Source organism: Streptomyces sp. NPDC090445, from assembly GCF_044769385.1.
In the GTDB taxonomy this organism is placed as follows: domain Bacteria; phylum Actinomycetota; class Actinomycetes; order Streptomycetales; family Streptomycetaceae; genus Streptomyces.
Genome location: NZ_JBIVXV010000002.1, coordinates 653,373 through 677,202, shown reverse-complemented (window position 1 = coordinate 677,202; position 23,830 = coordinate 653,373). Strand labels below are relative to the sequence as shown.

Annotated in this window: 22 protein-coding genes, 2 tRNA genes and 1 pseudogene; 16 read left to right on the top strand and 9 right to left on the bottom strand. The window is 70.9% G+C overall.

The features are described 5' to 3' along the window. The first annotated feature begins 41 nt into the window (after positions 1 to 41). On the top strand, positions 42 to 629 hold the full coding sequence (locus ACIQUT_RS07815) for a biotin transporter BioY (RefSeq protein ID WP_403560495.1): 588 nt from the start codon (positions 42 to 44) through the stop codon (positions 627 to 629). Between the two features lie 23 nt (positions 630 to 652). Here the strand turns inward: ACIQUT_RS07815 and ACIQUT_RS07810 are convergent. Together ACIQUT_RS07810 and ACIQUT_RS07805 are read right to left on the bottom strand one after the other, a co-directional pair. Beyond that, positions 653 to 700 (bottom strand): annotated as a pseudogene (locus ACIQUT_RS07810) (hypothetical protein); the annotation flags it as partial. Between the two features lie 39 nt (positions 701 to 739). Continuing rightward, positions 740 to 2,176: an amino acid permease gene (locus tag ACIQUT_RS07805; RefSeq protein ID WP_403560493.1), complete on the bottom strand. Its 1,437-nt coding sequence runs from the start codon at positions 2,174 to 2,176 to the stop codon at positions 740 to 742. A 218-nt stretch (positions 2,177 to 2,394) separates the two neighbouring features. Here ACIQUT_RS07805 and ACIQUT_RS07800 point away from each other — a divergent pair, with 218 nt between their 5' ends. Continuing rightward, on the top strand, positions 2,395 to 2,883 hold the full coding sequence (locus ACIQUT_RS07800) for a ribose-5-phosphate isomerase (RefSeq protein ID WP_403560491.1): 489 nt from the start codon (positions 2,395 to 2,397) through the stop codon (positions 2,881 to 2,883). A gap of 107 nt (positions 2,884 to 2,990) precedes the next feature. After that, positions 2,991 to 3,797, top strand: coding sequence for an Fpg/Nei family DNA glycosylase (locus ACIQUT_RS07795; protein WP_403560489.1), 807 nt, complete (start codon positions 2,991 to 2,993; stop codon positions 3,795 to 3,797). A gap of 42 nt (positions 3,798 to 3,839) precedes the next feature. Here the strand turns inward: ACIQUT_RS07795 and ACIQUT_RS07790 are convergent, their stop codons facing one another. Beyond that, complete coding sequence (locus ACIQUT_RS07790; protein WP_403560487.1) at positions 3,840 to 5,081, bottom strand: GNAT family N-acetyltransferase; 1,242 nt, start codon at positions 5,079 to 5,081, stop codon at positions 3,840 to 3,842. A gap of 130 nt (positions 5,082 to 5,211) precedes the next feature. Here ACIQUT_RS07790 and ACIQUT_RS07785 point away from each other — a divergent pair, with 130 nt between their 5' ends. Next, positions 5,212 to 6,354 carry a PP2C family protein-serine/threonine phosphatase gene (locus ACIQUT_RS07785; RefSeq protein WP_403560485.1) on the top strand — a complete coding sequence of 381 codons (1,143 nt, stop codon included), beginning with the start codon at positions 5,212 to 5,214 and terminating at the stop codon, positions 6,352 to 6,354. 205 nt (positions 6,355 to 6,559) lie between these two features. After that, positions 6,560 to 7,387 carry an ABC transporter ATP-binding protein gene (locus tag ACIQUT_RS07780; RefSeq protein WP_403560483.1) on the top strand — a complete coding sequence of 276 codons (828 nt, stop codon included), beginning with the start codon at positions 6,560 to 6,562 and terminating at the stop codon, positions 7,385 to 7,387. A gap of 109 nt (positions 7,388 to 7,496) precedes the next feature. Here the strand turns inward: ACIQUT_RS07780 and ACIQUT_RS07775 are convergent, their stop codons facing one another. Beyond that, positions 7,497 to 8,099, bottom strand: a complete 603-nt coding sequence (locus tag ACIQUT_RS07775; RefSeq protein ID WP_403560481.1) for an AAA family ATPase — start codon at positions 8,097 to 8,099, stop codon at positions 7,497 to 7,499. Then, positions 8,096 to 8,674 (bottom strand): DUF4232 domain-containing protein, encoded by a 579-nt coding sequence (locus ACIQUT_RS07770; RefSeq protein WP_403560479.1) that lies wholly within the window; start codon positions 8,672 to 8,674, stop codon positions 8,096 to 8,098. The genes ACIQUT_RS07775 and ACIQUT_RS07770 overlap by 4 nt, the downstream gene beginning before the upstream one ends. Before the next feature lie 199 nt (positions 8,675 to 8,873). On the opposite strand from ACIQUT_RS07770, the gene ACIQUT_RS07765 reads away from it, so the two are divergent. The 3 genes from ACIQUT_RS07765 to ACIQUT_RS07755 all read left to right on the top strand — a co-directional run bounded on the left by ACIQUT_RS07765 (position 8,874) and on the right by ACIQUT_RS07755 (position 11,091). Then, complete coding sequence (locus ACIQUT_RS07765; RefSeq protein WP_403560478.1) at positions 8,874 to 10,298, top strand: pyridoxal phosphate-dependent decarboxylase family protein; 1,425 nt, start codon at positions 8,874 to 8,876, stop codon at positions 10,296 to 10,298. Then, positions 10,295 to 10,750, top strand: coding sequence for an HD domain-containing protein (locus tag ACIQUT_RS07760; protein ID WP_403560476.1), 456 nt, complete (start codon positions 10,295 to 10,297; stop codon positions 10,748 to 10,750). Before ACIQUT_RS07765 ends, ACIQUT_RS07760 begins: the two co-directional genes overlap by 4 nt. A 146-nt stretch (positions 10,751 to 10,896) precedes the next feature. Next, positions 10,897 to 11,091, top strand: coding sequence for a hypothetical protein (locus ACIQUT_RS07755; RefSeq protein WP_403560475.1), 195 nt, complete (start codon positions 10,897 to 10,899; stop codon positions 11,089 to 11,091). Between the two features lie 315 nt (positions 11,092 to 11,406). Here the strand turns inward: ACIQUT_RS07755 and ACIQUT_RS07750 are convergent, their stop codons facing one another. The 3 genes from ACIQUT_RS07750 to ACIQUT_RS07740 all read right to left on the bottom strand — a co-directional run bounded on the left by ACIQUT_RS07750 (position 11,407) and on the right by ACIQUT_RS07740 (position 13,197). Beyond that, positions 11,407 to 12,024 carry a hypothetical protein gene (locus ACIQUT_RS07750; RefSeq protein ID WP_403560473.1) on the bottom strand — a complete coding sequence of 206 codons (618 nt, stop codon included), beginning with the start codon at positions 12,022 to 12,024 and terminating at the stop codon, positions 11,407 to 11,409. 410 nt (positions 12,025 to 12,434) lie between these two features. After that, entirely contained in the window at positions 12,435 to 12,911 is a 477-nt protein-coding gene (locus ACIQUT_RS07745) for a hypothetical protein (RefSeq protein ID WP_403560472.1), read from the bottom strand. Positions 12,912 to 13,126: 215 nt separating this feature from the next. Then, positions 13,127 to 13,197: transfer RNA gene (locus ACIQUT_RS07740), tRNA-Gly, on the bottom strand. A 177-nt stretch (positions 13,198 to 13,374) separates the two neighbouring features. Here ACIQUT_RS07740 and ACIQUT_RS07735 point away from each other — a divergent pair. The 6 genes from ACIQUT_RS07735 to ACIQUT_RS07710 all read left to right on the top strand — a co-directional run bounded on the left by ACIQUT_RS07735 (position 13,375) and on the right by ACIQUT_RS07710 (position 18,567). Beyond that, positions 13,375 to 13,451: transfer RNA gene (locus tag ACIQUT_RS07735), tRNA-Pro, on the top strand. A 163-nt stretch (positions 13,452 to 13,614) separates the two neighbouring features. Beyond that, entirely contained in the window at positions 13,615 to 15,009 is a 1,395-nt protein-coding gene (gene tig, locus ACIQUT_RS07730) for a trigger factor (protein ID WP_403560470.1), read from the top strand. A 287-nt stretch (positions 15,010 to 15,296) separates the two neighbouring features. Then, entirely contained in the window at positions 15,297 to 15,914 is a 618-nt protein-coding gene (locus ACIQUT_RS07725; RefSeq protein ID WP_179174540.1) for an ATP-dependent Clp protease proteolytic subunit, read from the top strand. 88 nt (positions 15,915 to 16,002) lie between these two features. Next, positions 16,003 to 16,677: an ATP-dependent Clp protease proteolytic subunit gene (locus ACIQUT_RS07720; RefSeq protein WP_306439583.1), complete on the top strand. Its 675-nt coding sequence runs from the start codon at positions 16,003 to 16,005 to the stop codon at positions 16,675 to 16,677. A 154-nt stretch (positions 16,678 to 16,831) separates the two neighbouring features. Beyond that, on the top strand, positions 16,832 to 18,118 hold the full coding sequence (clpX, locus tag ACIQUT_RS07715; protein WP_030297265.1) for an ATP-dependent Clp protease ATP-binding subunit ClpX: 1,287 nt from the start codon (positions 16,832 to 16,834) through the stop codon (positions 18,116 to 18,118). A 173-nt stretch (positions 18,119 to 18,291) separates the two neighbouring features. Beyond that, a complete protein-coding gene (locus ACIQUT_RS07710; RefSeq protein ID WP_403560467.1) occupies positions 18,292 to 18,567 on the top strand; it encodes a hypothetical protein in 276 nt (91 codons plus the stop codon). Between the two features lie 58 nt (positions 18,568 to 18,625). Here the strand turns inward: ACIQUT_RS07710 and ACIQUT_RS07705 are convergent, their stop codons facing one another. Further along, entirely contained in the window at positions 18,626 to 19,618 is a 993-nt protein-coding gene (locus ACIQUT_RS07705; RefSeq protein WP_403560465.1) for a hypothetical protein, read from the bottom strand. Between the two features lie 126 nt (positions 19,619 to 19,744). Here ACIQUT_RS07705 and ACIQUT_RS07700 point away from each other — a divergent pair, with 126 nt between their 5' ends. Together ACIQUT_RS07700 and ACIQUT_RS07695 are read left to right on the top strand one after the other, a co-directional pair. After that, entirely contained in the window at positions 19,745 to 22,366 is a 2,622-nt protein-coding gene (locus ACIQUT_RS07700; RefSeq protein WP_403560463.1) for a valine--tRNA ligase, read from the top strand. 196 nt (positions 22,367 to 22,562) lie between these two features. Then, on the top strand, positions 22,563 to 23,711 hold the full coding sequence (locus ACIQUT_RS07695; RefSeq protein ID WP_403560461.1) for a sensor histidine kinase: 1,149 nt from the start codon (positions 22,563 to 22,565) through the stop codon (positions 23,709 to 23,711). Positions 23,712 to 23,830 lie beyond the last annotated feature (119 nt).

The following is a 23,830-nucleotide window of genomic DNA, read 5'->3' as shown; positions in this document are numbered from 1 at the left end:
GTCGGTGATCGTCCCGTCACCCCTCATACCGCGGAGTCCCGATGAGCACCGCCTCTGCTTCCGTCTCCTTCCGCCCCGGCGCCGTCCTGGCCGACCTGCTGCCCGCGAGCCGCGCCCGCGACATCGCGCTCGTCGTCGGCGGAGCCGCCCTGACCGGCCTGGCCGCACAGATCGCCGTGCCCGTCCCCGGCTCCCCGGTCCCGGTCACCGGCCAGACCTTCGCGGCGCTGCTCGTCGGCACCGCCCTCGGCGCCCGCCGCGGCTTCCTCTCGCTCGGCCTGTACGCGCTCCTCGGCGCGGCCGGCCTGCCGTGGTTCGCGAACGGCACCTCCGGTGCGGGCGGCGCCTCCTTCGGCTACGTCCTCGGCATGCTGCTGGCCGCCACCGTCGTCGGCGCCCTGGCCCGCCGCGGCGCCGACCGCTCGGTGCTGCACACGGCCGGCGCGATGGCGCTCGGCTCCGCCCTGATCTACGCGGTGGGCGTGCCGTACCTGGTGCTGTCCACCGGGATGTCCTTCGGCGCGGCCGTCGCGGCGGGCATGACCCCGTTCCTGATCGGTGACGCGCTCAAGGCGCTGCTGGCCATGGGCCTGCTGCCGGCCGCCTGGAAGCTGGCCGGCCGCGCGTAGCGGAGAACGGCTCCCCGAAACGAGCAGCCCCGAAACGAGCAGCCCCGAAACGAGCAGCCCCGGACCGCGATGCGCGGTCCGGGGCTGCTGCCGTCTGGGGCCCTTGCGGGTCAGGCCTGGAGGGAGGCCTTGCGGCGGCGGACGTCGCGCACCACGCCGATCGCGATCACGATCGCGGCGACGAGCACGGACAGCACCACGGTCTCGCGGTTGCCCTCGTCATAGAGCATGTAGCCCAGGACGAAGACGATCATCGCGGCGGTGGCCCAGGTGAGATACGGGAAGAGCCACATCTTCACCGTCAGCTTCTCCGGGGCCTCGGCGACCAGGATCTTGCGCATGCGCAGCTGGGTCAGGCAGATGACCAGCCAGACGAAGAGCGCGATCGCGCCGGACGAGTTCAGCAGGAAGCTGAAGACGGTCTCCGGGTTGGTGTAGTTGAAGACGACGGCGACGAAGCCGAAGACCGTGGAGCCGAGGATGGCCGCCATCGGCACGCCCCGCTTGTTGACCTTGGCGAAGGACTTGGGGGCGTCGCCGCGCTCGCCCAGCGAGAACGCCATGCGGGAGGCGGTGTACAGGCCCGAGTTCAGGCAGGACAGCACGGCGGTCAGGACGATCACGTTCATGATCTGGCCGGCGGCCGGGATGCCGATGGAGTCGAGGGCGGCGACGTACGAGCCCTTCTCGACGATCGACGGGTCGTTCCACTTCAGCAGGGTCAGGACGACGAAGATCGAGCCCAGGTAGAAGACGGCGATGCGCCAGATGACCGAGTTGGTGGCCTTGGTGACGGCGCGGCGCGGGTCCTCGGACTCGCCGGCGGCCAGCGTGACGATCTCGCTGCCCATGAAGGAGAAGACGACCATCAGCACACCGGTGAGGACGGAGCCCCAGCCGTTCGGCATGAAGCCGCCGGCGTCGGTGAGGTGTGCGAAGCCCGCACCCGGGTTGTCGGAGCCCGGCAGGACGCCGAACACGGCGAGCAGGCCGATCACGACGAAGGCGCCGATGGCGACGACCTTGATGCCGGCGAACCAGAACTCGAACTCGCCGTAGGAGGCGACCGAGCCGAGGTTGGTGACGGTCAGGACGGCCATCACGATCAGGGCCCAGGCCCACTGCGGGACGGCCGGGACCCAGCCCTCCAGGATCACGGCGCCGGCGGTGGCCTCGACGGCCAGGACGACGACCCAGAAGAACCAGTACAGCCAGCCGATGGAGAAGCCGGCCCAGCGGCCCAGCGCGCGGTCGGCGTAGGCGGAGAAGGAGCCCGAGTTCGGGCTGGCGGCGGCCATCTCGCCGAGCATCCGCATGACGAAGACGACCATGGCGCCGACGAGCATGTAGGAGAGGAGGATGGCGGGACCGGCCTTGGCGATGCCGCCGCCGGAGCCGACGAAGAGTCCGGCGCCGATGACGCCGCCGATGGCGATCATGGACAGGTGGCGGTTCTTGAGACCGGCCTTGAGACCGTCGTTGGGCTCGGCGCCACCGGGGTTACCGGTGGGGTCGCCTGCCTTCTGAAGGGCCGTCGTGGTGCTCATGGACGAATCCTTAGGTTCCCGGGTTGCGAGTCCCGGCATTCAAACCCGAGATGAACGCAGGTGGAAGACCCGCATCCGGATCGTGACGAAGGACGAAGGTCCCGGACCTTGGTCCCACCGTGTCTCATCTGCGTTCTTTGGGTTTACTTGAGCTTTAGACGTGACTTACGCGACACCCCGGGGCAGGTTGTCGGGGTCTCCCGTGACACACTCGTCCCATGCGCGTCTACCTCGGATCCGACCACGCCGGCTTTGAGCTCAAGAACCACCTCGTGGACTGGCTCAAGAACAACGGCCACGAGCCCGTCGACTGCGGGCCCCACATCTACGACGCCGTCGACGACTACCCGCCGTTCTGCCTGCGCGCCGCGGAGAAGACCGCCGCCGACGAGGACAGCCTGGGCATCGTCATCGGCGGCTCCGGCAACGGCGAGCAGATCGCCGCCAACAAGGTCAAGGGCGTCCGCGCCATCCTGGCCTGGAGCGTCGAGACCGCGAAGCTCGGCCGCGAGCACAACAACGCCAACGTGATCTCCGTCGGCGGCCGCATGCACACCCAGGACGAGGCCACCTCCTTCATCAAGGCCTTCCTGGCGACCCCGTACTCCGGCGAGGAGCGCCACACCCGCCGCATCGACATGCTCTCCGCGTACGAGCAGACCGGCGAGCTGCCCCCGATCCCGGCCCACCACCCGCAGGACCAGTAGGACGCCCCGTGCCGCCGGACCCGCGGGGTCCGGCGGCACGGCAGTTCCCGCGCCCGGCGGCCCGGCGGCACCGGGAGCCGCCCGGCGACACCAGGAGGAGAGCAGCCGTGCCCGAGGGGCATACGATCCACCGCCTCGCCCAGGACCACACCGAGCGGTTCGCCGCCCGCCCGGTCCGGGTGAGCAGCCCGCAGGGCCGGTTCGCCGAAAGCGCCGCACTGCTCGACGGGCGCGATCTGGAGAGCGCCGAGGCCCACGGCAAGCACCTCTTCCTGGAGCTCGGCGACGCCTGGATCCACATCCACCTCGGACTCTTCGGCAAGCTCGGCTTCGGCCCCGCCCCGGCCCCGCCCGCCGCCGACACCGTCCGCCTGCGGCTGCTGAACGACGAGCACCACGCCGACCTGCGCGGCCCGACCGCCTGCGCCCTGATCGACGAGGGCGGCAAGAAGGCGATACACGACCGGCTCGGCCCCGACCCGCTGCGCCCGGACGACGACCCCGACCTCGCGTGGAAGCGGATCTCCCGCTCCCGCACCACCATCGCCGCCCTGCTCATGGACCAGAAGATCGTCGCCGGCATCGGCAACGTCTACCGCGCCGAGGTCCTCTTCCGGCACGGCATCGACCCCTACCGCCTGGGCAAGGACATCACCCGCGCCGAGTGGGACGCGATGTGGGCGGACCTGGCCGTGCTGATGCGCGAGGGCGTGCGGAAGAACCGGATCGACACCGTCCGCGACGAGCACCTGCCCGAGGCCATGGGACGCCCGCCGCGCGTGGACGACCACGGCGGCGAGGTCTACGTCTACCGGCGCGCCCACCTCCCCTGCCACATCTGCGGGGGCGGGATCCGCACCGCCGACCTCGCCTCCCGCAACCTCTTCTGGTGCCCGGCCTGCCAGACCCGCTGAACCGCGGGGCCGGCCGAGTCCGCCGTCGGCCCCCGGCTCCCGTCAGAAGCCGTGCGGCAGCCAGGGGGCCACATCGCCGGCGAACGCCCGCGACGCCGCCGCCAGCGCGCCCGGGCGCAGCTCGCGCACCAGGCCGGCCCCCGCCAGCGAGGTCAGCGCGACCCCGCCCAGGTAGGCCGCGCCCAGCTCCCGGGCCGACAGCGCCAGGTCCGCCGGATCCTCGGTCCGCACGCAGGACACGGCACCGCCCGGGCCGGCGGAGACCAGCCGCCACCGCCCCGCGTTCCACGGGCAGAACGCGTCCTCGACCTCCAGCACCACGTCCAGCGCGGCCCCGTACCCGCGGGCCCGCAGCGCCGCCGGCAGGTCCACCAGGCGGACGTGCAGCGCGTCGGCCGTACTCGGCCGCGCCCTGCGCGCGTCACCGAGCAGGTGCAGCACCGGATCGTCCACCGGCCGCCGGCCGACCCGCAGCGTCGAGGTCAGGTCGATGCCGAACAGGTAGCGCCACAGCGCGGCCGCCGCCGCCGGATCCAGCGCGTCGAGGTTGCGCACCATGACCGTGCCCCGCGGCGCTCCGGCAGCGTCCCAGTCCGGCTTGACCCGGTAGCGCGCGTACCCCGCCACCTCCCCGTCCGGCCGCTCCGCGACCACGCACATCAGCCGGGACGCGCCCTCGCGGTCCGACTCGGGGTCCAGCAGCGGCAGCCGCTCCCAGCCGGGCTGCCGCGCCGGCATGCCGGGCCGCCGGGCGACCAGCTCCGCGTACACCCGCTCGCAGTCTCCCAGCGCCTTGGCCGGATCCACGATGCGCAGCCGCAGCGCGTCCGTGCCCGGCGGCACGGACAGGCCCGCCCGGTCGGTGTCGATGTCCAGCGACAGCTCGTGCGCCGCGATGCCGTAGCCGAAGCGCCCGTAGATCGCCGGCTCCGACGCCGTCAGCACGGCCAGCGGCTCGCCCCCGGCGCGGACGTCGTCCAGCTGGCGGCGCATCAGCGAGGAGAGGATCCCCCCGCGGCGGTGGGTCGGCGCGACGCCCACCATCGTGACCCCCGCGGCCGGCACCGGCGCGCCCCCCGGCACCGACAGCCGGAAGCTGAACGCCGAGGCAGAGCCGACGCACGTCTGCCCGTCCCAGACGGCCAGCGACCGCTCGACCTCCGTCAGCGACCTGAAGAGCTCCCGCGTCTCGGAGGAATCGGGCACACCACCGAACGCCAGTTCCAGGTGGTCGTACAGGGCATCCCACTCATCAGCCTGCAATACACGCATCTCAAGAGCCATAAGGTAATCCTTACCAGGGCAATCCACCCCGGTCGACGGGATTTCGGACGACCTCGGGCCTGGCGGAACCCCGCCGGTCCGGGGGTCCCCCTGCGCGCGCACAGCCAGGATGGATAAGGTCCCGAAAGACATGGCCGGAGCACGCGTGGAGACGCTCATGGCCCGGGCACGCCTGACCTGGCACCGGGCCCGCACCGCCCTGCGCAAATCCGCCGTCGACTACTTCCGCGGAGACGCCTCCGACTGGCTCGCCTTCGCCGGACTCCTCGCCACCGTCCCCGCCTTCGCCTGGGGCACCCTCATGCTGCCGGTGTGGTTCTCGCCCGCAGCCCTCGTCCTGCCCATCGTCGCGGGCGGCCTGCTGCTGCGCCCCGCCAGCCTCCTCGCCCTGTACGCGGCCTCCGCGGCCGCACTGATCGTCGAAGCCCTGGTCCTCGGCCCCTACACCGAGGGACCGGCCCGGGTCACCCCCGGCACGGTCCTGGTCGTCGCCGCCTGCGGATTCTTCGGACTCGTCATCGCCCAGTTCCGCAGCCGCGTCGGCGTGCCCTGGCGGCGCGGCGGCACCATGCTCTTCGACCTGCGCGAACGCATCCGGGTCCAGAGCAAGCTGCCCGCCCTGCCCCGCGGCTGGCACCGCGAGATGGCCCTGCGGCCCGCCGGCGGCCAGTCCTTCTCCGGCGACTTCGTCGTCGCCGCCCGGACCCACGGCGGCCGGACCCTGGAGATCGTCCTCACCGACGTCTCCGGCAAGGGCATGGAGGCCGGATCCCGCGCCCTGCTGCTCTCCGGCGCCTTCGGCGGCCTGCTCGGCGCACTGCCCCCGCACGGCTTCCTGCCCGCCGCCAACGGCTACCTCCTCCGGCAGGACTGGGACGAGGGCTTCGCCACCTCCGTCCACCTCGTCCTCGACCTCCAGACCGGCGACTACGAACTCCTCTCCGCCGGCCACCTGCCCGCCCTCCAGCTCTCCGCGGGATCCGGCCGCTGGCACGAGAAGTCCGGCGAGGGCCCGCTGCTCGGCGTCTACGACGGCGCCGAGTTCGAGCCCGCCCGCGGCAACCTCCGCCGCGGCGACGTCCTGATGCTGTTCACCGACGGGCTGGTGGAGACCGCCGACCGCGACATCAGCGAGGGCATCGACCGGCTCACCGGCGAGGCCGACCGCTACGTCGCGGCCGGCTGGGAGGGCGCCGCCTGGCACCTGATCGAGAAGGTCGCCAAGGACGTCAACGACGACCGCGCCCTGCTGATCATCCGCCGCTCGCCCTGAACCGCCGTACGCCGCGTACCGGCGCCCCACCGCATGCCAGTGGTGGGGCTGTCCCCACCGGCGATCCGCCGGGCTGCGCCATGGCCGCCGCCCCCGGCCGTCCGTAGCGTCGAGCACACCATCGACCACGGCAACGGCAACGGCAATGGCCACGGCCACGGCAACAGAAACGGCCGGAGCACCGGCCACAGCGGAGGGGGACACCATGGGGTTCCGGCGCAGCAGGCGGCAGCGCGAGGACGAGCAGACCGCGTACGAGCAGACCGCGTACGACAGCACGGCCGTCGCGGCCGCCGTCGAACTGCGCGGCGTACGCCGGGAGTACGGGCGCGGACCCGCCACCGTTCACGCCCTGCGCGGCATCGACCTCAGCCTGCCGCGCGGCAGCTTCACCGCCGTGATGGGTCCGTCCGGCTCCGGCAAGTCCACCTTCCTGCAGTGCGCGGCCGGACTCGACCTGCCCACCGCCGGATCCATCCGCCTCGGCGGCACCGAGATCACCGGCATGGACGAGAACGAGCTCACCGAACTCCGCCGCAGCCGCCTCGGCTTCGTCTTCCAGGCCTTCAACCTGCTGCCCTCCCTCACCGTCGAGCAGAACGTGCTGCTCCCGATGCGGCTCGCCGGCGTCCGCCAGGACCGCGCCCGCGCGGCCGACCTGCTCGCCCGCGTCGGCCTCGAAGGCAAGGGACGCCGCCGCCCCGCCGAGCTCTCCGGCGGCCAGCAGCAGCGCGTCGCCATCGCCCGGGCCCTGGTCACCCGCCCCGACGTGGTCTTCGCCGACGAGCCCACCGGCGCCCTCGACACCACCACCGCCGCCGAGATCCTCGGACTGCTCCGGGCGGCCGTCGACTCCCTGCGCGCCACCGTCGTCATGGTCACCCACGACCCGGCCGCCGCCGCCCACGCCGACCAGGTGCTCTTCCTCGCCGACGGGCTCATCGCCGACCGGCTGCCGCGCAGCTCCGCCGCCACCATCGCCGCCCGCATGACCACGCTGACCGCCCCGGCGTACACGGGGGCCGCCGCCTGACGCGCCGCCGCGCCCCTCAAGGGCGCGGGGAACTGCGCGACCAGCCCCCACCGGCCCGCGGTTTCACGACCGGCCCTCGCCCGGTGTGGGCCGTCGGCCAGGGGCGTCGTCAGTCGAACCGGATGTGCCGCACGCCCACCAGCGCGCGCCGCAGCCGCCCACGCAGCGCCCCGCCGCTGTCCGGCACCATCCGCAGCCCGCACAGGGCCGCGACCCGGGCGGCGGCCTGCGCCACGTCCAGGTGGTCGGTGGCCAGGTGGTCCGCGAACTCCGGCGCGCGCAGCGCCGCCAGGCACCCGTCGAGCCGGGCCACCGCGAAGCTGTCCCGCTTCAGCCCGGGCAGCAGGCCGCGCCCGTGCAGCCGCCGCAGTACGGTGCCGCGCCCGGCCAGCAGCGCGAAGTGTCGTACGTCGTGGCCCGCTCCGCGCAGCCGGCCCACCGTCTCGTCGAAGTACCGCGGCTCGGTGACCGTCATCGGCACGAGCAGCGGCCCCGGATGCCGCCGCGCAGCCAGGTCCAGCACCTCGAACACCCCCTGGCGCCAGGCCGGCAGGTCCTGGAAGTCCCCGCGCAGCCCCGCCGGGAGCATCCGGTGCAGGCCGAAGCCGACGTGCTCGGGGTCGCACACGGCGCTGCCGGGCAGCCGCCGGTGCAGCTCGTACGCGGTCTGCGTCTTGCCGACCCCGAAGGGCCCGTTCAGCCAGACGATCACGGGGCCGCCACCCTCCAGGTGCTGACGACCAGCCTGCCCGGGTCCCCGAGGGCCACCGCGGCGGTGAGCTCCACGGTCACCCGGGGCGCGCCGGGCCTGGGCACCACCTCCACCGCCCGGCCCTCGGCGGCGGGCGCGGCGGAGTCGGGCCCGAGGTCCGGCCACAGCATCCTGAAGGACGCCTCCTGCCCGGGCCGGAGCGTCACCCGCGGGGGCGGTGCGTCCGTGCGCGGCACCTTGGAGGCGGTGATGTCCGCCGAGCCGTACTTCACCTCCGCCTCCACCGGCATCCGTTCGCGGTCCAGCAGCCTGATCTGCGGATAGCCTTCGAGCTCGTACGGGGCGGTGCCGCAGTTGACCAGCCGGACGTTCACGATCCGCATGCCCATCGCGGATTCCCCGCGCCCTTCGCGTACGCGCACCCCGCCCTCGGGGCACGCCGCCCCGGCGGCCGACAGTGCCGCCCCGGTCGGCCCCGGGGCGAGCGCCGGGGCCGGCGGTGTGCTGCACCCCGCCAGCACCGCCACGGCCGCGGCGGCCCCAAACGCCCTTGCTGTCCCCCGTATTGCACGCATCCGCCGACCGTACGACACCTCCGCGGCCCCACCCCACCCCCCTCGGCCTTCCCCGGCGTGGCGGCCGACCCCGTGCCGGGGTCGGGCCGTGCCGGGGCGGAGGGGGGTTGGGGCGATGGGCGGCCGCGGACCGCGGACCGGCCACTCTCCCCGGATTGGCCGGTCCGTGACCGCCCGCCCGGCCCCTACCGTGCCGCCCATGGACCGCACCCTCGCCGCCGACCTGGCCCGCCTGCCCGAGCTCCTCGAAGCCGCCCGCCGCGCCGCCGCCGACACCCTCGCCACCCTCGGCGAGCGCCCCGTCGTCCCGCCGTCGGCCGGGCGGCCGGACCACGAGCCGCTCCCGGAGCCGTTCCCGGAGCCGCTCCCCGACCGCGGCACCGGAACGGAGGCAGCCCTCGCTGCCTTCGCCGACCGCTGGGCACCCCGCCTGTCGGCCTCCGCCGGCCCCCGCTACCTGGGCTTCGTCACCGGCGGCGCCACCCCCGCCGCCCTGGCCGGCGACTGGCTCACCGCCGCCCACGACCAGAACTCCAACTCCGCCCTCGACGGCGCCGGCCAGGACCTCGAACGCGAGACCGTCGGCTGGCTCCGCGAGCTGTTCGGGCTCGGACCCGACCACAGCGGCACCTTCGTCAGCGGCGCCACCATGTCCAACACCACCGGCCTCGCCATCGCCCGCGAATGGCTCGGCGAACGGCTCGGCGTCTCCCCGGCCGAGGACGGGGCCGCCGCCCTCGGCCCGGTCCGCGTGCTCTCCGGCGCCCCGCACTCCTCCATCGCCAAGGCCCTGGCCGTCCTCGGCCTCGGCCGCGCCTCCCTCGTCCCCGTGCCCACCCTCCCCGGGCGCGAGGCCGTCGACCCCGCCGCCCTCGACCACGCCCTCGCCGACACGCCCGGCCCGGCCGTCGTCGTCGCCAACGCAGGCACCGTCAACACCGTGGACTTCGACGACCTCCGGGCCGTCGCCGCGCTGAAGGACCGCCACGACTTCTGGCTGCACACCGACGCCGCGTTCGGCGCGTTCGCCGCCCTCTCCCCGCAGCACGCCCACTTTGCCGACGGCCTCGACGCCTCCGACTCCCTCTGTATCGACCTGCACAAATGGCTGAACGTCCCCTACGACAGCGCCGTCCAGTTCACCCGCCGGCCCGACCTCCAGGCCCGCGTCTTCCAGAACGCCGCCGCCTACCTCGGCCCCCTCGGCGACCGGCCCGACCTGGTGCACCTGACCCCCGAGAACTCGCACCGGCTGCGCGCCCTCGCCGCCTGGTTCACCCTGCGCGCGTACGGCCGCGAGGGCCACCGGGAGATCGTCGAGCGGGACATCGACTGCGCCCGTGCCCTCGGCGCCGAACTGGAGCGGGACCCCGCCTTCCGGCTGCTCGCCCCCGTTCGCCTCAACGTCGTCTGCTTCACCCTCGCCGAAGACCCCACCCCGGCCCGGCTCACGGCCCTGCGGGAGGCCGCCGCGGACGAGGTGTTCGTCACCCCCACCGTCTACGCGGGAACCCCCGCGCTGCGCGCCGCGTTCTCCAACTGGCGCACCACGGAGGCGGACGTGCACCGGGCGGCACGGGCCCTCCGCGCCGCGGCGCACACCACAGCAAAGGGATCCGCATGACGCAGCAGCCACTCACCCTCGCGGAGGTCGAGGCCCTGGCGCGCACCGCGTACGAGGGGCAGACCGACAAGGCCGGCCGGCCGTACGCCGAACACCTCGCCGCGGTGGCCGAGGGCGTCCGCGCCCGCGGCGGCAGCCCCGAACAGCAGGCGGCGGCCTGGCTGCACGACGCCGTCGAGGACGACGCCCTCAGCCGGGAATGGCTGGATTCCGCCCCCCTGCCCCAGACCGTGAAGGACATGGTCCTCGCGGTGACGAAGCGCCCCGGGGAACCGGTCGAGGAGTACACGGCCCGCATCCTCGCCACCCCCGGGGCCCTCCTGGTCAAGGAGGCAGACCTCGCGCACAACGCGGATCCCGCCCGGCTGTCCGTCCTCGACGAGCCCACCCGCCAGCGCCTGTCCGCGAAGTACGCCCGCGTCCGCTCCCTCCTCGGCCTCATCGCACCCTGACCCGAGCCCTGTTGGCGGACAGACGCCACGGGCGAATCATCACGTGACGGATAGCCAAGCCCCGTTGGTGGGAGGATGATCCATGTGGGGGTACGCACGGCCGCGTGCCCGAAGCCGACCGGGAACGACCGAAGGTGTGATCAGAAGTGGCGATTTCGCTGTCAGTGGTGGTTCTGTTGGCGATCATCCTGGTAGTGATGATCCGCGGCAACCACATCAAGGCCGGCCCCGCGATCATCGCGGTCCTCTTCGGCTTCTTCCTCGCGTCCAGCTCCATCGCCCCGGACGTCAACCGCTTCCTCAACTCCCTGGCCGACACCATCGCCGGCATCAAAATCTGATCAACGCCCGACCCGCACCCAAAACCCGGGAACAAGCCAGGGCCAAGCAGAGTAAAACCCCTCTGACCCGGCCCTGAGCCGCGCGAAGCAGGTGACGGGAAACGGCTCTACCTGCCTGGCTGCTGATCTGCTTGGTTCTGGAGTTTGCGCCCCCGTCCCCCTCATCGGAGCGCATTGCGAACCTCGCGCGATTGAAATGTGATCCGAACTCATACCGCACTCATCTGCCGGCCGGGCCGACGTCGTTCCCGCTGCCGCTGGTCTCCAAGGGGTACCGCCTGCACCTCTGAGACGGCCATGAAGGCTCCACCGTGGCTACTCGTTCTCCATGTGGGAGTACTCCGGCCTAGCCTGAGGGGTGGACGACTTTCGCCACACCCGTGTGCATTCCAAGGGGTCCTCTGGCGAGCCGACTATCCCGCCGTACTCTGCCCCGTCCGGGCTGGTGAACGAGAACTCGTGGATTTGCTCGACTGGTGAATGCTTGTGCTCCTTTTCGATGAGCTGGCTTGCTGAAACTCCATAGTGGATCGAGATGTGTGATGCGAGGAGGCGTCGAGCCTCGTCAGGTGTCATTGGATCGCGAGGGGGCGGCGTGTAGGTTGCCCGAGCACGGATTCGGTCAAAAGTGATCTTGATGGCGGCGCTGAAGGCGATTGCGCCCAAACCGCCTCCCGCGTTGACTGACAAGTCCAGAAGGTATTCGCCGAATGAGCCGGAGGCGCCCCAGCTGGTCTGACTCTCGCGTGATTTCAACTCGTGGGATGCCGGGTATTTCAGCTGCCCATGAAGTGTGGCAACTTCTCCAAGCTCTGCGAGGATTTCCCCACTGGTTATCTCAAGCTCGCCTACTTCCAGCGTCCACGCAGTTTCGGGGTAGTAGATCGGATACTCCACGAGCCGCACAGAAATTCTCGATTCTTGTACGTGCATGTTTCACCTGTAAATCGGTCCGCTGGTACATGGCGAGTCGCGACACTCTAAAGCCAAGACCGCTATGGCGAGTGTCGTTCTGCAACATTGATCAGCGGATGCAGCCCCGCGGTCTCAAACGTGCCCCCTGCTGTCATCCCGTCTGCCGTCGACCCGTGCGGAGTGAGGCAGGGGCTCCAGGCGGCTGGTCTGCCAGGGCCTGCGCGTTCGGGCGGGCCTTGCTGGCTGGGCTCGGCGTGGATGTGTCGCGTGGGTCTTGGGCTTGCTCGGCCTGGCTGCCTGGGGCGGAGTGGGGTGCAACCGTGGGCTGGAGCGGGGCCGAGACGGGGGGCGCGGGTCCGGGTGGCGGGCGCGCTCGACGCGTCGTGCGCGGCGGAAGCGCCCTTGAGGAAGTGGAAACTCTTCCCGCGCTAGTTGCCGGTGGAGGCGAGGGTGATGCGGTTGGCGTTGATGCGGGCCGCCAGGTCGTCAAGCAGGCAGGTGATCCGGGCTTCGGGAAGCGGCTTGAACCCCGGTACCTCGCGGGCCTCGGCGATGTAGTCGAAAGGGTTGACGTTCCACCCCGGGATCGTGCTCCAGCCGGCTTGGACCTCGATGGCGTGTCCGTCCGCAGAAGACACGCGTAGCCATGCCGTGCACTGGTCCGAGAAGTCGTAGGGCAGGTAGGCGGTGCCACTCACGCCGCGGAGCCCGTCGACCTGGGTGCTCCACTGCTCCAGCAAGCGTGCGAGTGCTCCACCCAAGTCGGCCGTGTCGGTGGGATAGAGGTCTATCGAGAGGTAGGACGAATCGCATATGTGCTGAAAGGTACCTATGGTCAGCATGAGGTCGTCGTAGGAGCTTGGCGCCGTGAGGCGGTCGAGGCTCAGGGCGACGTCGGTCGGCACGGCCGATCCCTTCACTTCGTGCTGCTGCCGAGTCGGCGGCCGCCGTGGCTGCGGACGTGGGGCCCGCGTCGTTCAGGGCGTCCAGGAGGCGGATCGCGTAGACCTCGGACATACAAACGCATGCGCAGGGGGCACGGCGGCCTGGTCGCAGGCCATGGGAACGACGGAGGGCCAGGTCGAGGAAACGTCCTCTGACCTGGCCCTTTGTCGTTCAGAGCGGGTGACGGGAATCGAACCCGCGTAGCTAGTTTGGAAGACTAGGGCTCTACCATTGAGCTACACCCGCATTGCGTGCGCCGCAGGTCCGAAGGCCGCGGCACGGAGAGCATCCTAGCGGGTCGGGCCGGGGGAGTGCACACCGGATAGTGCGCCGGCCGTGGCCGGACCGCGTGCGGCCGGAAACCTTCGTCAAAACGCGGCGTGTCGGAGGGTCTCCGGCCATGTACCCTACGTGTCGCACCGACGGGGTGTGGCGCAGCTTGGTAGCGCGTCCGCTTTGGGAGCGGAAGGTCGTCGGTTCGAATCCGGCCACCCCGACCACCACCGCCGCATCGCCAAGATCGCGTTGTGGGCTGATTGCCGCTTGCGGTTACTATGCAAGCTGCGTGCCCGTGTGTCTGATGTACCGGGCCGAAGTCCGCCGGGCCGCTGAATACCAGCGAGACGGCAGAACCCCAGCAGTCAGCCACAAGGAGACCGAACCGTGAAGAGCGCCGTGGAGACCCTGAACCCGACTCGGGTTCGGCTCACTGTCGAGGTGCCCTTCGAGGAGCTCAAGGACAGCCTCGACGCGGCGTACAAGAAGATCAACCAGCAGGTCACGGTGAAGGGCTTCCGCAAGGGCAAGATCCCGGCCCGCGTCATCGACCAGCGCTTCGGCCGCGGCGCCGTGCTGGAGGAGGCCGTCAACGACGCGCTCCCGAAGTTCTACACCGAGGCCATCAACGAGGCCGACCTGAACCCGCTGGGTCAGCCCGAGGTCGACATCACCGAGCTGAAGGACGGCGAGCTGCTGGCCTTCACCGCCGAGGTCGACGTGCGCCCCGAGATCGAGATCCCGGACTTCTCCGGCATCGAGGTCGAGGTCGACGCGGTCGAGGTCACCGACGAGGACGTCGAGAAGTCCGTCGAGCAGCTGCGTAACCGCTTCGCCTCCACCAAGGACGTCGAGCGCGCCGCCGCCGAGGGTGACGTCGTCACCCTCGACCTGGAGGCCAAGGTCGACGGCGAGGTCCTGCCGGACGGCGTCGCCACGGACGTCTCGTACACCATCGGCTCGGGCGAGCTCCTCGACGGCATCGACGAGGCCGTCAAGGGCCTGGAGGCCGGCGGCGAGGCCACCTTCACCTCGCAGCTGAAGGGCGGCTCCGCCGAGGGCAAGGACGCCGAGGTCACCGTCAAGGTGTCCAAGGTCGCCGCCAAGGAGCTGCCGGAGCTGGACGACGAGTTCGCCCAGATGGCGAGCGAGTTCGACACCCTCGACGAGCTGAAGGCCGACAGCCGCAAGCGCCTCGAGAACATGAAGCAGTACGACCAGGCCACGCAGGCCCAGGAGCGCGTCCTGGAGAAGCTGCTGGAGCTCGCCGAGGTCCCGATCCCCGAGAAGCTCCTCGAGGACGAGGTCAACACCCGCAAGCACAACCTGGAGCACCACCAGCTCGGCCAGATGGGCCTGACCATCGAGAAGTACCTGGAGTTCCAGGGCAAGACGGTCGAGGAGTTCGACGCCGAGACCAAGGACCAGGCGATCAAGGGCATCAAGACCCAGTTCGTCCTGGACGCCCTGGTCAACAAGGAGAAGCTGGGTGTGAACCAGGAGGAGCTCACCGAGCACCTCATGCGCCGCGCCGCCTCCTCCGGCATGTCCCCCGACCAGTTCGCCCAGGCGGTCGTCGAGGGCGGCCAGGTCCCGATGCTGGTCGGCGAGGTCGCCCGCGGCAAGGCCCTCGCGCTCGTCGTCGAGGCCGCCAAGGTCGTCGACACCAAGGGTGAGGTCATCGACCTGTCCGACGAGGAGGACGAGGTCGAGACCGCCGCCGAGACGGTCGAGGCCGCTGTCGACGGCGAGGCCGAGGACAAGGCCGACGAGGCCAAGTAAGCCCGGCGGGCCCCCGCTGGCCCGGCAGCACCCCGCAGTGCTTCTGAAGGGCCCGCACGCCGCCGCGTGCGGGCCCTTCCGCGTACCCCCGGGGCCCCCGGGAACCTTGCGCTCCGAGCGAACAGTTCGGGAAGCGGGATGGCGTTGTCCGACCTGCGCGTTAGGGTCCATGAATACGAGGGCACGGGAGTACCCGGACGATGGCGGACACACCGCGCCAACCGGGCCGCGCCCCAGAACGAGACGCTGAGACGGCATGTGGCCGTCGGAGACGAGCAGGTGGATACGTGACGAATCTGAAGCCTTACGCCGCGGGTGAGCCGTCCATCGGTGGCGGCCTCGGCGACCATGTCTACAACCGGCTCCTCGGCGAGCGCATCATCTTCCTCGGCCAGCAGGTCGACGACGAGATCGCCAACAAGATCACGGCGCAGCTCCTCCTCCTGGCCGCGGAGCCGGAGAAGGACATCTACCTGTACATCAACAGCCCCGGCGGCTCGGTGACGGCCGGCATGGCGGTCTACGACACCATGCAGTACATCCCGAACGACGTCGTCACCATCGGCATGGGCATGGCGGCCTCCATGGGCCAGTTCCTGCTCACCGGCGGCGCCCCGGGCAAGCGCTTCGCGCTCCCGAACACCGACATCCTGATGCACCAGGGCTCCGCCGGCATCGGCGGCACCGCCTCGGACATCAAGATCCAGGCCCAGTACCTGCTGCGCACCAAGCAGCGCATGGCGGAGATCACCGCCCGCCACTCGGGCCAGACCGTCGAGGCCATCATCCGCGACGGCGACCGCGACCGCTGGTTCACGGCGGAGGAGGCCAAGGACTACGGCCTCATCGACGAGATCATCAGCGCCGCGTCCCTGGTTCCCGGCGGCGGCGGCACCGGGGCCTGATCCCGGCCCCGGCGGTGCGCCGGGCCTCGCGCGAGGCCCGTACGCCCGCCCGCACCAGGCAAGCCCCAGCCCGCAGAACGGCACCAGGATGGTGAACACCCAGATGCACATGAACAACCTCTCTCCCGCGAGCGGCCTCTACACCGGCCCGCAGGTGGACAACCGCTACGTCGTCCCGCGCTTCGTCGAGCGCACCTCGCAGGGCGTGCGCGAGTACGACCCGTACGCGAAGCTCTTCGAGGAGCGCGTGATCTTCCTCGGCGTGCAGATCGACGACGCCTCCGCCAACGACGTCATGGCGCAGCTGCTGTGCCTGGAGTCGATGGACCCGGACCGCGACATCTCGATCTACATCAACAGCCCGGGCGGCTCCTTCACCGCGCTCACGGCCATCTACGACACGATGCAGTTCGTGAAGCCGGACATCCAGACGGTCTGCATGGGCCAGGCGGCCTCCGCCGCCGCGGTCCTGCTCGCCGCCGGCACCCCCGGCAAGCGCATGGCCCTGCCGAACGCGCGCGTGCTGATCCACCAGCCGTCCGGCGGCACCGGCCGTGAGCAGCTCTCCGACCTGGAGATCGCGGCCAACGAGATCCTGCGCATGCGCGACCAGCTGGAGACCATGCTGGCCAAGCACTCGTCCACGCCGATCGAGAAGATCCGCGAGGACATCGAGCGCGACAAGATCCTGACGGCCGAGGACGCCCTGGCGTACGGCCTGATCGACCAGATCGTCTCCACCCGCAAGATGAACGCGGTCTGATCCTTGCCGCCGCTCGACGCGGACACGTCCCGGAATTCCGGGATGTGAACCGCGTCAAGGGGGCCCCGTACGGGGCCCCCGGCAAGGTACCGTCGGATATGAGGCACCAGGAGCCGCTGAACCAGGCGTCTCCCAGGCGAAGGGGAAGCACCTCGTGGCACGCATCGGTGACGGCGGCGACCTGCTCAAGTGCTCGTTCTGCGGAAAGAGCCAGAAGCAGGTGAAGAAGCTCATCGCAGGACCCGGTGTGTACATCTGCGACGAGTGCATCGACCTCTGCAACGAGATCATCGAGGAGGAGCTCGCCGAGACCTCCGAGGTCCGGTGGGAGGAACTCCCCAAGCCTCGCGAGATCTACGAGTTCCTGGAGAGCTATGTCGTCGGCCAGGAGCCGGCGAAGAAGGCGCTCTCCGTCGCGGTCTACAACCACTACAAGCGCGTCCAGGCCGGCGAGAACGGCGGCGCGCAGGGCCGGGACGACGCGATCGAGCTCGCGAAGTCCAACATCCTGCTGCTGGGCCCGACCGGCTCCGGCAAGACCCTCCTGGCCCAGACCCTCGCCCGCATGCTGAACGTCCCGTTCGCCATCGCCGACGCGACGGCGCTGACGGAGGCCGGCTATGTGGGTGAGGACGTCGAGAACATCCTGCTGAAGCTGATCCAGGCCGCCGACTACGACGTCAAGAAGGCCGAGACCGGCATCATCTACATCGACGAGATCGACAAGGTCGCCCGCAAGAGCGAGAACCCGTCGATCACGCGCGACGTCAGCGGCGAGGGCGTCCAGCAGGCCCTGCTGAAGATCCTGGAGGGGACGACCGCGTCGGTCCCGCCGCAGGGCGGCCGAAAGCACCCGCACCAGGAGTTCATCCAGATCGACACGACGAACGTGCTGTTCATCGTGGGCGGCGCCTTCGCCGGCCTGGAGAAGATCATCGAATCGCGGGCCGGCGCCAAGGGCATCGGCTTCGGCGCGACGATCCGCTCGAAGCGGGAGATCGAGGCCAGCGACCAGTTCCAGGAGGTCATGCCGGAGGACCTGGTGAAGTTCGGGATGATCCCGGAGTTCATCGGCCGCCTGCCGGTCATCACCTCGGTGCACAACCTGGACCGGGAAGCGCTGCTCCAGATCCTGGTGGAGCCGCGCAACGCCCTGGTCAAGCAGTACCAGCGGCTGTTCGAACTCGACGGCGTCGAGCTGGACTTCGAGCGCGAGGCCCTGGAGGCCATCGCGGACCAGGCGATCCTCCGCCAGACGGGCGCGCGCGGCCTGCGTGCCATCATGGAGGAGGTCCTGATGTCGGTGATGTACGAGGTCCCGTCCCGCAAGGACGTGGCCCGCGTGGTCATCACCGCCGACGTGGTCCGCTCCAACGTGAACCCGACCCTGGTCCCCCGCATCGTCCCGAAGGACCAGGGCCCGCAGGAGAAGTCGGCGTAGTCGTTACGCGGCGCGCTGCTGCCGCACCCGAACGAGGAGGGGCGCCCCGGACATCCGGGGCGCCCCTCGTCGGATTCAGGCAAACTCGATCGGCAATCGGTCATTTGTGCCATTTTCCCGAGAGTGTCGGCACATTTCATGATCAACTCCTTCTCCGTGCCGTAGGCAAAGGGATGGAGATGAAGATGAAGCGTGCAGGGGGAGTCCTGGCGGCAGTGTTCGCTGCTGCTGCGCTGCCGATCGTGGTGGCCTCACCCGCGTCGGCCGATCAGGGCGATTGCCAGTATTCGCTGCATGAAGCGGGCTACGTCATCGGCCCGAAGGTGGAGGCTGCCTGCAAGTTCGGTGCGGACTACACCAACGTGGGAGCCTGGCAGGGTTGCTACTTGGGTCTGGCCAACATAGGGGTCCGGAGCGAAGACGCCATCACGGCGTGCAGCATGGCGTAAGGGCGACCTGGTTGCGGCCGACACGGGGAACGGGTGCTCGTGTCGGCCGCCGGGTCGATCAGACCTTGACGCGGGCCGTGTTGTAGAGCTTCGCCGCGAGGTCCGCGACCTGCTCCATGGTGTAGCCCTTCTGGCCCGAGAGGATGGCAGCCGCGTCGCTCGCGCCGACCATGGTCAGGGTGCTGTGGTCGCCCCAGATGCAGATCGGAAGAGTGAACTCCTTGGGCCCCTTGGTCGTGGAGCTCTTCGCGGTGTACTTGGCTTCCTGGCACTTCATCACTGCGCCCTTGAAACCATTCGGGGTTATCGCCTTGGGGGTTCCGATGAGTTCGACCGTCATCTTGTCGCCCTCGCTGGTGTTGGCCTTGGCCAGGGCGAAGTAGGCGTCGACCGCCTTCTCGGGCTCGGCGATGTCGCCGTAGACGCCCTCGAAGTTGAGCGCCTTGGCCGCCAGCGGGTTGCTCGGGTCGCCCGCCTGGTACTTCTGGTTGACCTGGGTGGGGTTCTTGACGCCGACGGCCTCGGCCTCCCGGCGCTCCTTGTCGGTGAAAGACCCCGGCTGAGACTTGGGGTTCTTCTTGAACTCGCCGACCGTCTCCGGGGCGACCAGCTTGTAGCCCTTGGTGGCCTCGTCGATGGTGCCGCCCGAGCCGCCCAGGAGGTACCAGCCGCCGCCGGCTATGACCGCCACCGCGACGACCGCGGCGATGATGACGCCCGTCTTCGACTTCTTCGGCGGCTGGGTGCCGTACGGCTGCGGCGGCATGCCCGGCTGCTGCTGGTAGCCGTAGGGCGGCTGCTGCTGGGGGAGGCCCATCGGGGCGGTCGGGGGCTGCGGCGGGTAGCCGGGGGCGCCGGGCGGCGGCGGGGGCTGCTGCGGGAAGCCCATGGGGGCGGTCGGGGGCTGCTGCGGGTAGCCGTAGCCGGGCTGGGGGGCGGGCTGGCCGTACGGGCCGGGAGCCGGGGCAGGGGGCGGGGGCGGCGGGGCGCCGTACGGTCCCGGCTGCTGCGGCGGCGGGCCTCCGTACGGTCCCGGCTGGTTGTAGCTCATACCCACGTCCCCCTTCAGGATGTTTATGCAGTCCACACATCCTGGCCCACCGGTGCCGGGCGCAGGTCCCCGGCCCCCGGGTTTGCCGGTTTCAGTACCGGACCGTTACGCCTCTAAACTGTGCCCGTGACCGAGAACACGCAGACACCCAGCACCCCCAACTCCGAACTGCCGACCCAGTACGCGCCGGCCGAGGTAGAGGGGATGCTCTACGAGCGCTGGGTAGAGCGTGGGTACTTCACCGCCGATGCCGCGAGCGAGAAGCCCGCGTACACCATCGTCATCCCGCCGCCGAACGTCACCGGCTCCCTCCACCTGGGCCACGCCTTCCAGCACACGCTGATGGACGCCCTGACCCGCCGCAAGCGCATGCAGGGCCACGAGGCCCTGTGGCTGCCCGGCATGGACCACGCCGGCATCGCCACCCAGAACAAGGTCGAGCAGCAGCTCGCCGAGGAGGGCAAGTCCCGCCACGACCTGGGCCGCGAGGAGTTCGTCGACCGCGTCTGGCAGTGGAAGGAAGAGTACGGCGGCAAGATCCTCGGCCAGATGCGCCGCCTCGGCGACGGCGTCGACTGGTCGCGCGAGCGGTTCACCATGGACGAGGGCCTGTCCAAGGCCGTCCAGACCATCTTCAAGAAGCTGTACGAAGACGAGCTGATCTACCGCGCCGAGCGCATCATCAACTGGTGCCCGCGCTGCCTGACCGCCATCTCCGACATCGAGGTGGAGTACCAGGAGGACGCCGGGGAGCTCGTCTCCATCACGTACGGCGAGGGCGAGGACACCCTGGTCGTCGCCACCACCCGCGCCGAGACGATGCTCGGTGACACCGCCGTCGCCGTCCACCCGGACGACGAGCGCTACCGGCACCTCATCGGCAAGCGGATCAAGCTGCCGCTGACGGACCGCACCATCCCGGTCGTCGCCGACACGCACGTCGACCCGGAGTTCGGCACCGGCGCCGTCAAGGTGACCCCGGCGCACGACCCGAACGACTTCGCCATCGGCCAGCGCCACGACCTGCCCTCCATGACGATCATGGACGAGCGCGGTGTGATCACCGTCCACGGCCCCTTCCTCGGCCTGGACCGCTTCGAGGCCCGTTCCGCGGTCGTCGGCGCCCTGCGCCAGCAGGGCCGGATCGTCGCCGAGAAGCGCCCGTACATGCACTCCGTGGGCCACTGCTCGCGCTGCAGCACCACCGTCGAGCCGCGCCTGTCCATGCAGTGGTGGGTCAAGGTCGGCCCGCTGGCCCAGGCCGCCGGTGACGCCGTCCGCGACGGCCGCGTCGCCATCCACCCGGCCGACATGTCGAAGCGCTACTTCGACTGGGTCGACAACATGAACGACTGGTGCATCTCGCGCCAGCTGTGGTGGGGCCACCGGATCCCGATCTGGTACGGCCCGAACGGCGAGATCGTCTGCGTCGGCCCCGACGAGCAGCCGCCGACGGGCGAGGGCTGGCACCAGGACACCGACGTCCTCGACACCTGGTTCTCCTCCGGCCTGTGGCCGTTCTCCACGCTCGGCTGGCCGGAGAAGACCCCGGACCTGGCGAAGTTCTACTCCACCGACGTCCTGCTCACCGGCCACGACATCATCTTCTTCTGGGTCGCCCGGATGATGATGTTCGGCCTGTACGCGATGGACGGCGAGGTCCCGTTCAAGACCATCGCCCTGACCGGCCTGGTCCGCGACGAGCGCGGCAAGAAGATGTCGAAGTCCTTCGGCAACGTCGTCGACCCGCTGGACTGGATGGACAAGTACGGCTCCGACGCCGTCCGCTTCACCCTGGCCAAGGGCGCCAACCCGGGCACCGACGTCCCGATCGGCGAGGACTGGGTCCAGGCCTCCCGCAACTTCGCCAACAAGATCTGGAACGCGACCCGCTTCGCGCTGATGAACGGCGCCACGGTCGAGGGCGAGCTTCCGCCCGTCGAGCAGCTGTCGGCCACCGACCGCTGGATCCTGTCCCGCCTGAACAAGACGGTCGCCCAGGTCGACGCGTACTACGAGGACTTCCAGTTCGCCAAGCTCAGCGAGGCGCTCTACCACTTCGCGTGGGACGAGGTCTTCGACTGGTACGTCGAGCTGTCGAAGACCACGTTCTTCGCGGGCGGCGAGGGCGCCAAGGCCTCCGGCCGGGTCCTCGGCGAGGTCCTGGACGTCCTGATGCGCCTGCTGCACCCGGTCGTCCCGTTCGTCACCGAGACCCTGTGGACCACCCTCACCGGCCGGGAGTCCATCGTGGTCGCCGAGTGGCCGTCCGACAGCGGTTTCCGCGACGAGGCCGCCGAGGCCGAGATCGAGAACCTCCAGCAGGTCGTCACCGAGGTCCGCCGCTTCCGCGCCGACCAGGGCCTGCAGCCGGGTCAGAAGGTCCCGGCCCGCCTCGACCTGGCCGGCACGCAGCTCGCCGCGCACGAGGCGGCCATCCGCCAGCTGCTGCGCCTCCAGCCGGAGGGCGAGGGCTTCAGCGCCACCGCCACCCTGCCGGTGGCCGGGGCCACCGTCGCGCTCGACCTGTCGGGCACCATCGACGTGGCCGCCGAGCGCAAGCGGCTCTCCAAGGACCTCGCGGCCGCGGAGAAGGAGAAGGCCCAGGCCGAGGCCAAGCTCGGGAACGAGGCCTTCCTGGCCAAGGCCCCCGACAACGTCGTGGACAAGATCAAGGGCCGCCTGGCCAAGGCCGAGGCCGACATCGCGCGGATCCAGGCCCAGCTGGAGGCCCTGCCCGCCGCCTAGCAGCCGGCCCGCAGGCCGCGGGCCGCGCCACGGCCGTACGAAGGCCCCCGCACCGGATGCCGGTGCGGGGGCCTTCGCCGTACCGCCCTTGCCGTACCCGCCTTCGCCGTACCCGGCCCCCGGCGTGCCGTTTATCACTTTTTTGTCCGGGTTGGTCGGGCCGGATCCCCTACGGCAACCACGGATGATGGAAGGCATGCGCCTCCAGCCCGTCGTCTCGGCGTACCAGTGGGCCGTGGCCGGCGGCCGCCGGCTCGCCGAGGGCTGGTCCGGCACCCAGCGGGCGTCCGACGTGCTCACCGCGCTCGGCTGCCTCGCCCTGATGGCCCTGGACCTGCCGGGCCTCGCCGCCGCCGACAACTCGCTGACCGGCCCCATGGCCGCCGCCGTCCTCGCCGCGGGGGCCGCCACCCTGGTCGTACGCCGCCGGGCGCCCTGGATCCCGTACCTCACCGCCCTGCTGTTCATCGGCTGGCTGCACGAGCTGACGCTGATCCAGTTCGCCCTCTACTCGGTCGGCCGCTACCGCGGCCGCCGGGCCGCCGTCCTCGCCACCGTCGGCTACGTGGCGTTCGCGCTGGCGGTGTTCAGCGTGCCCGGCTGGCCCGAGCCGCGGGCCCAGACCCTCAGCGCCTTCCTGAGCCTCGTCGTGCCCATCGGCGTGCTCGCCTCGGCCGTCGGCATCGCCGCCTACCGCCACGACCTCGTCCGCGAGCTCGAAGCCCGCGCCGCCGAGTCGGCCGTGCTCCAGGCGGTCCAGCAGGAGCGCTCCTCGGTCGCCCGCGACGTCCACGACTTCGTCGGACGGGAGCTGACCCTGCTGACCGTGCGCTCCGAGGTCCTGTCGGTACGGGCGCGCCGGACGGCGCACGCGAAGGACTTCGAGGAGCTCGCCGACACCGCCCGCCGGGCCCACCTGGTCCTCAACGAGATCATCGTCCAGCGCAGCGACCCCGACGCCACCCCGGGCGTGGACGGGCTGCCCGTCCTCGCGGAGCAGAGCGGGCGCGCCGGCTCACCCGTACGGCTCAGCCTGGACCCGCAGGTCCACGGCCTGTCGCCGCTGCGGCAGGCGGCCGTCTACCGGGTGGTGCAGGAATGCCTGACCAATGCCGCCAAGCACGCCCGCGGCCAGACCGTCGACGTACGGATCGAGGCGGACGGGGACCGGCTGCGGATCTCGGTCGGCAACAGGCTGCCCGCCCGCGGCCCGGCACGCGCCCCCGTCTCGGCGGGTTCGGGCACGGCGAGCATGGCCGAGCGGGTCAGCAGCCTCGGCGGCACCCTGACCGCCACCCGGACCGAGGACGCGTACCTCGTCGTGGCGACCCTGCCCCGCGGGTAGCGCCGTCCGGGCCCCGCGCGCGGCCCCCGGAGCCGAGGGCCGCGCAGCCCTCCCGGCGCCCGTCCGTAGACTGGCCCTGTGAGTGAGCAGCAGCCCGAGAGCCACGGCCCCGACGACCG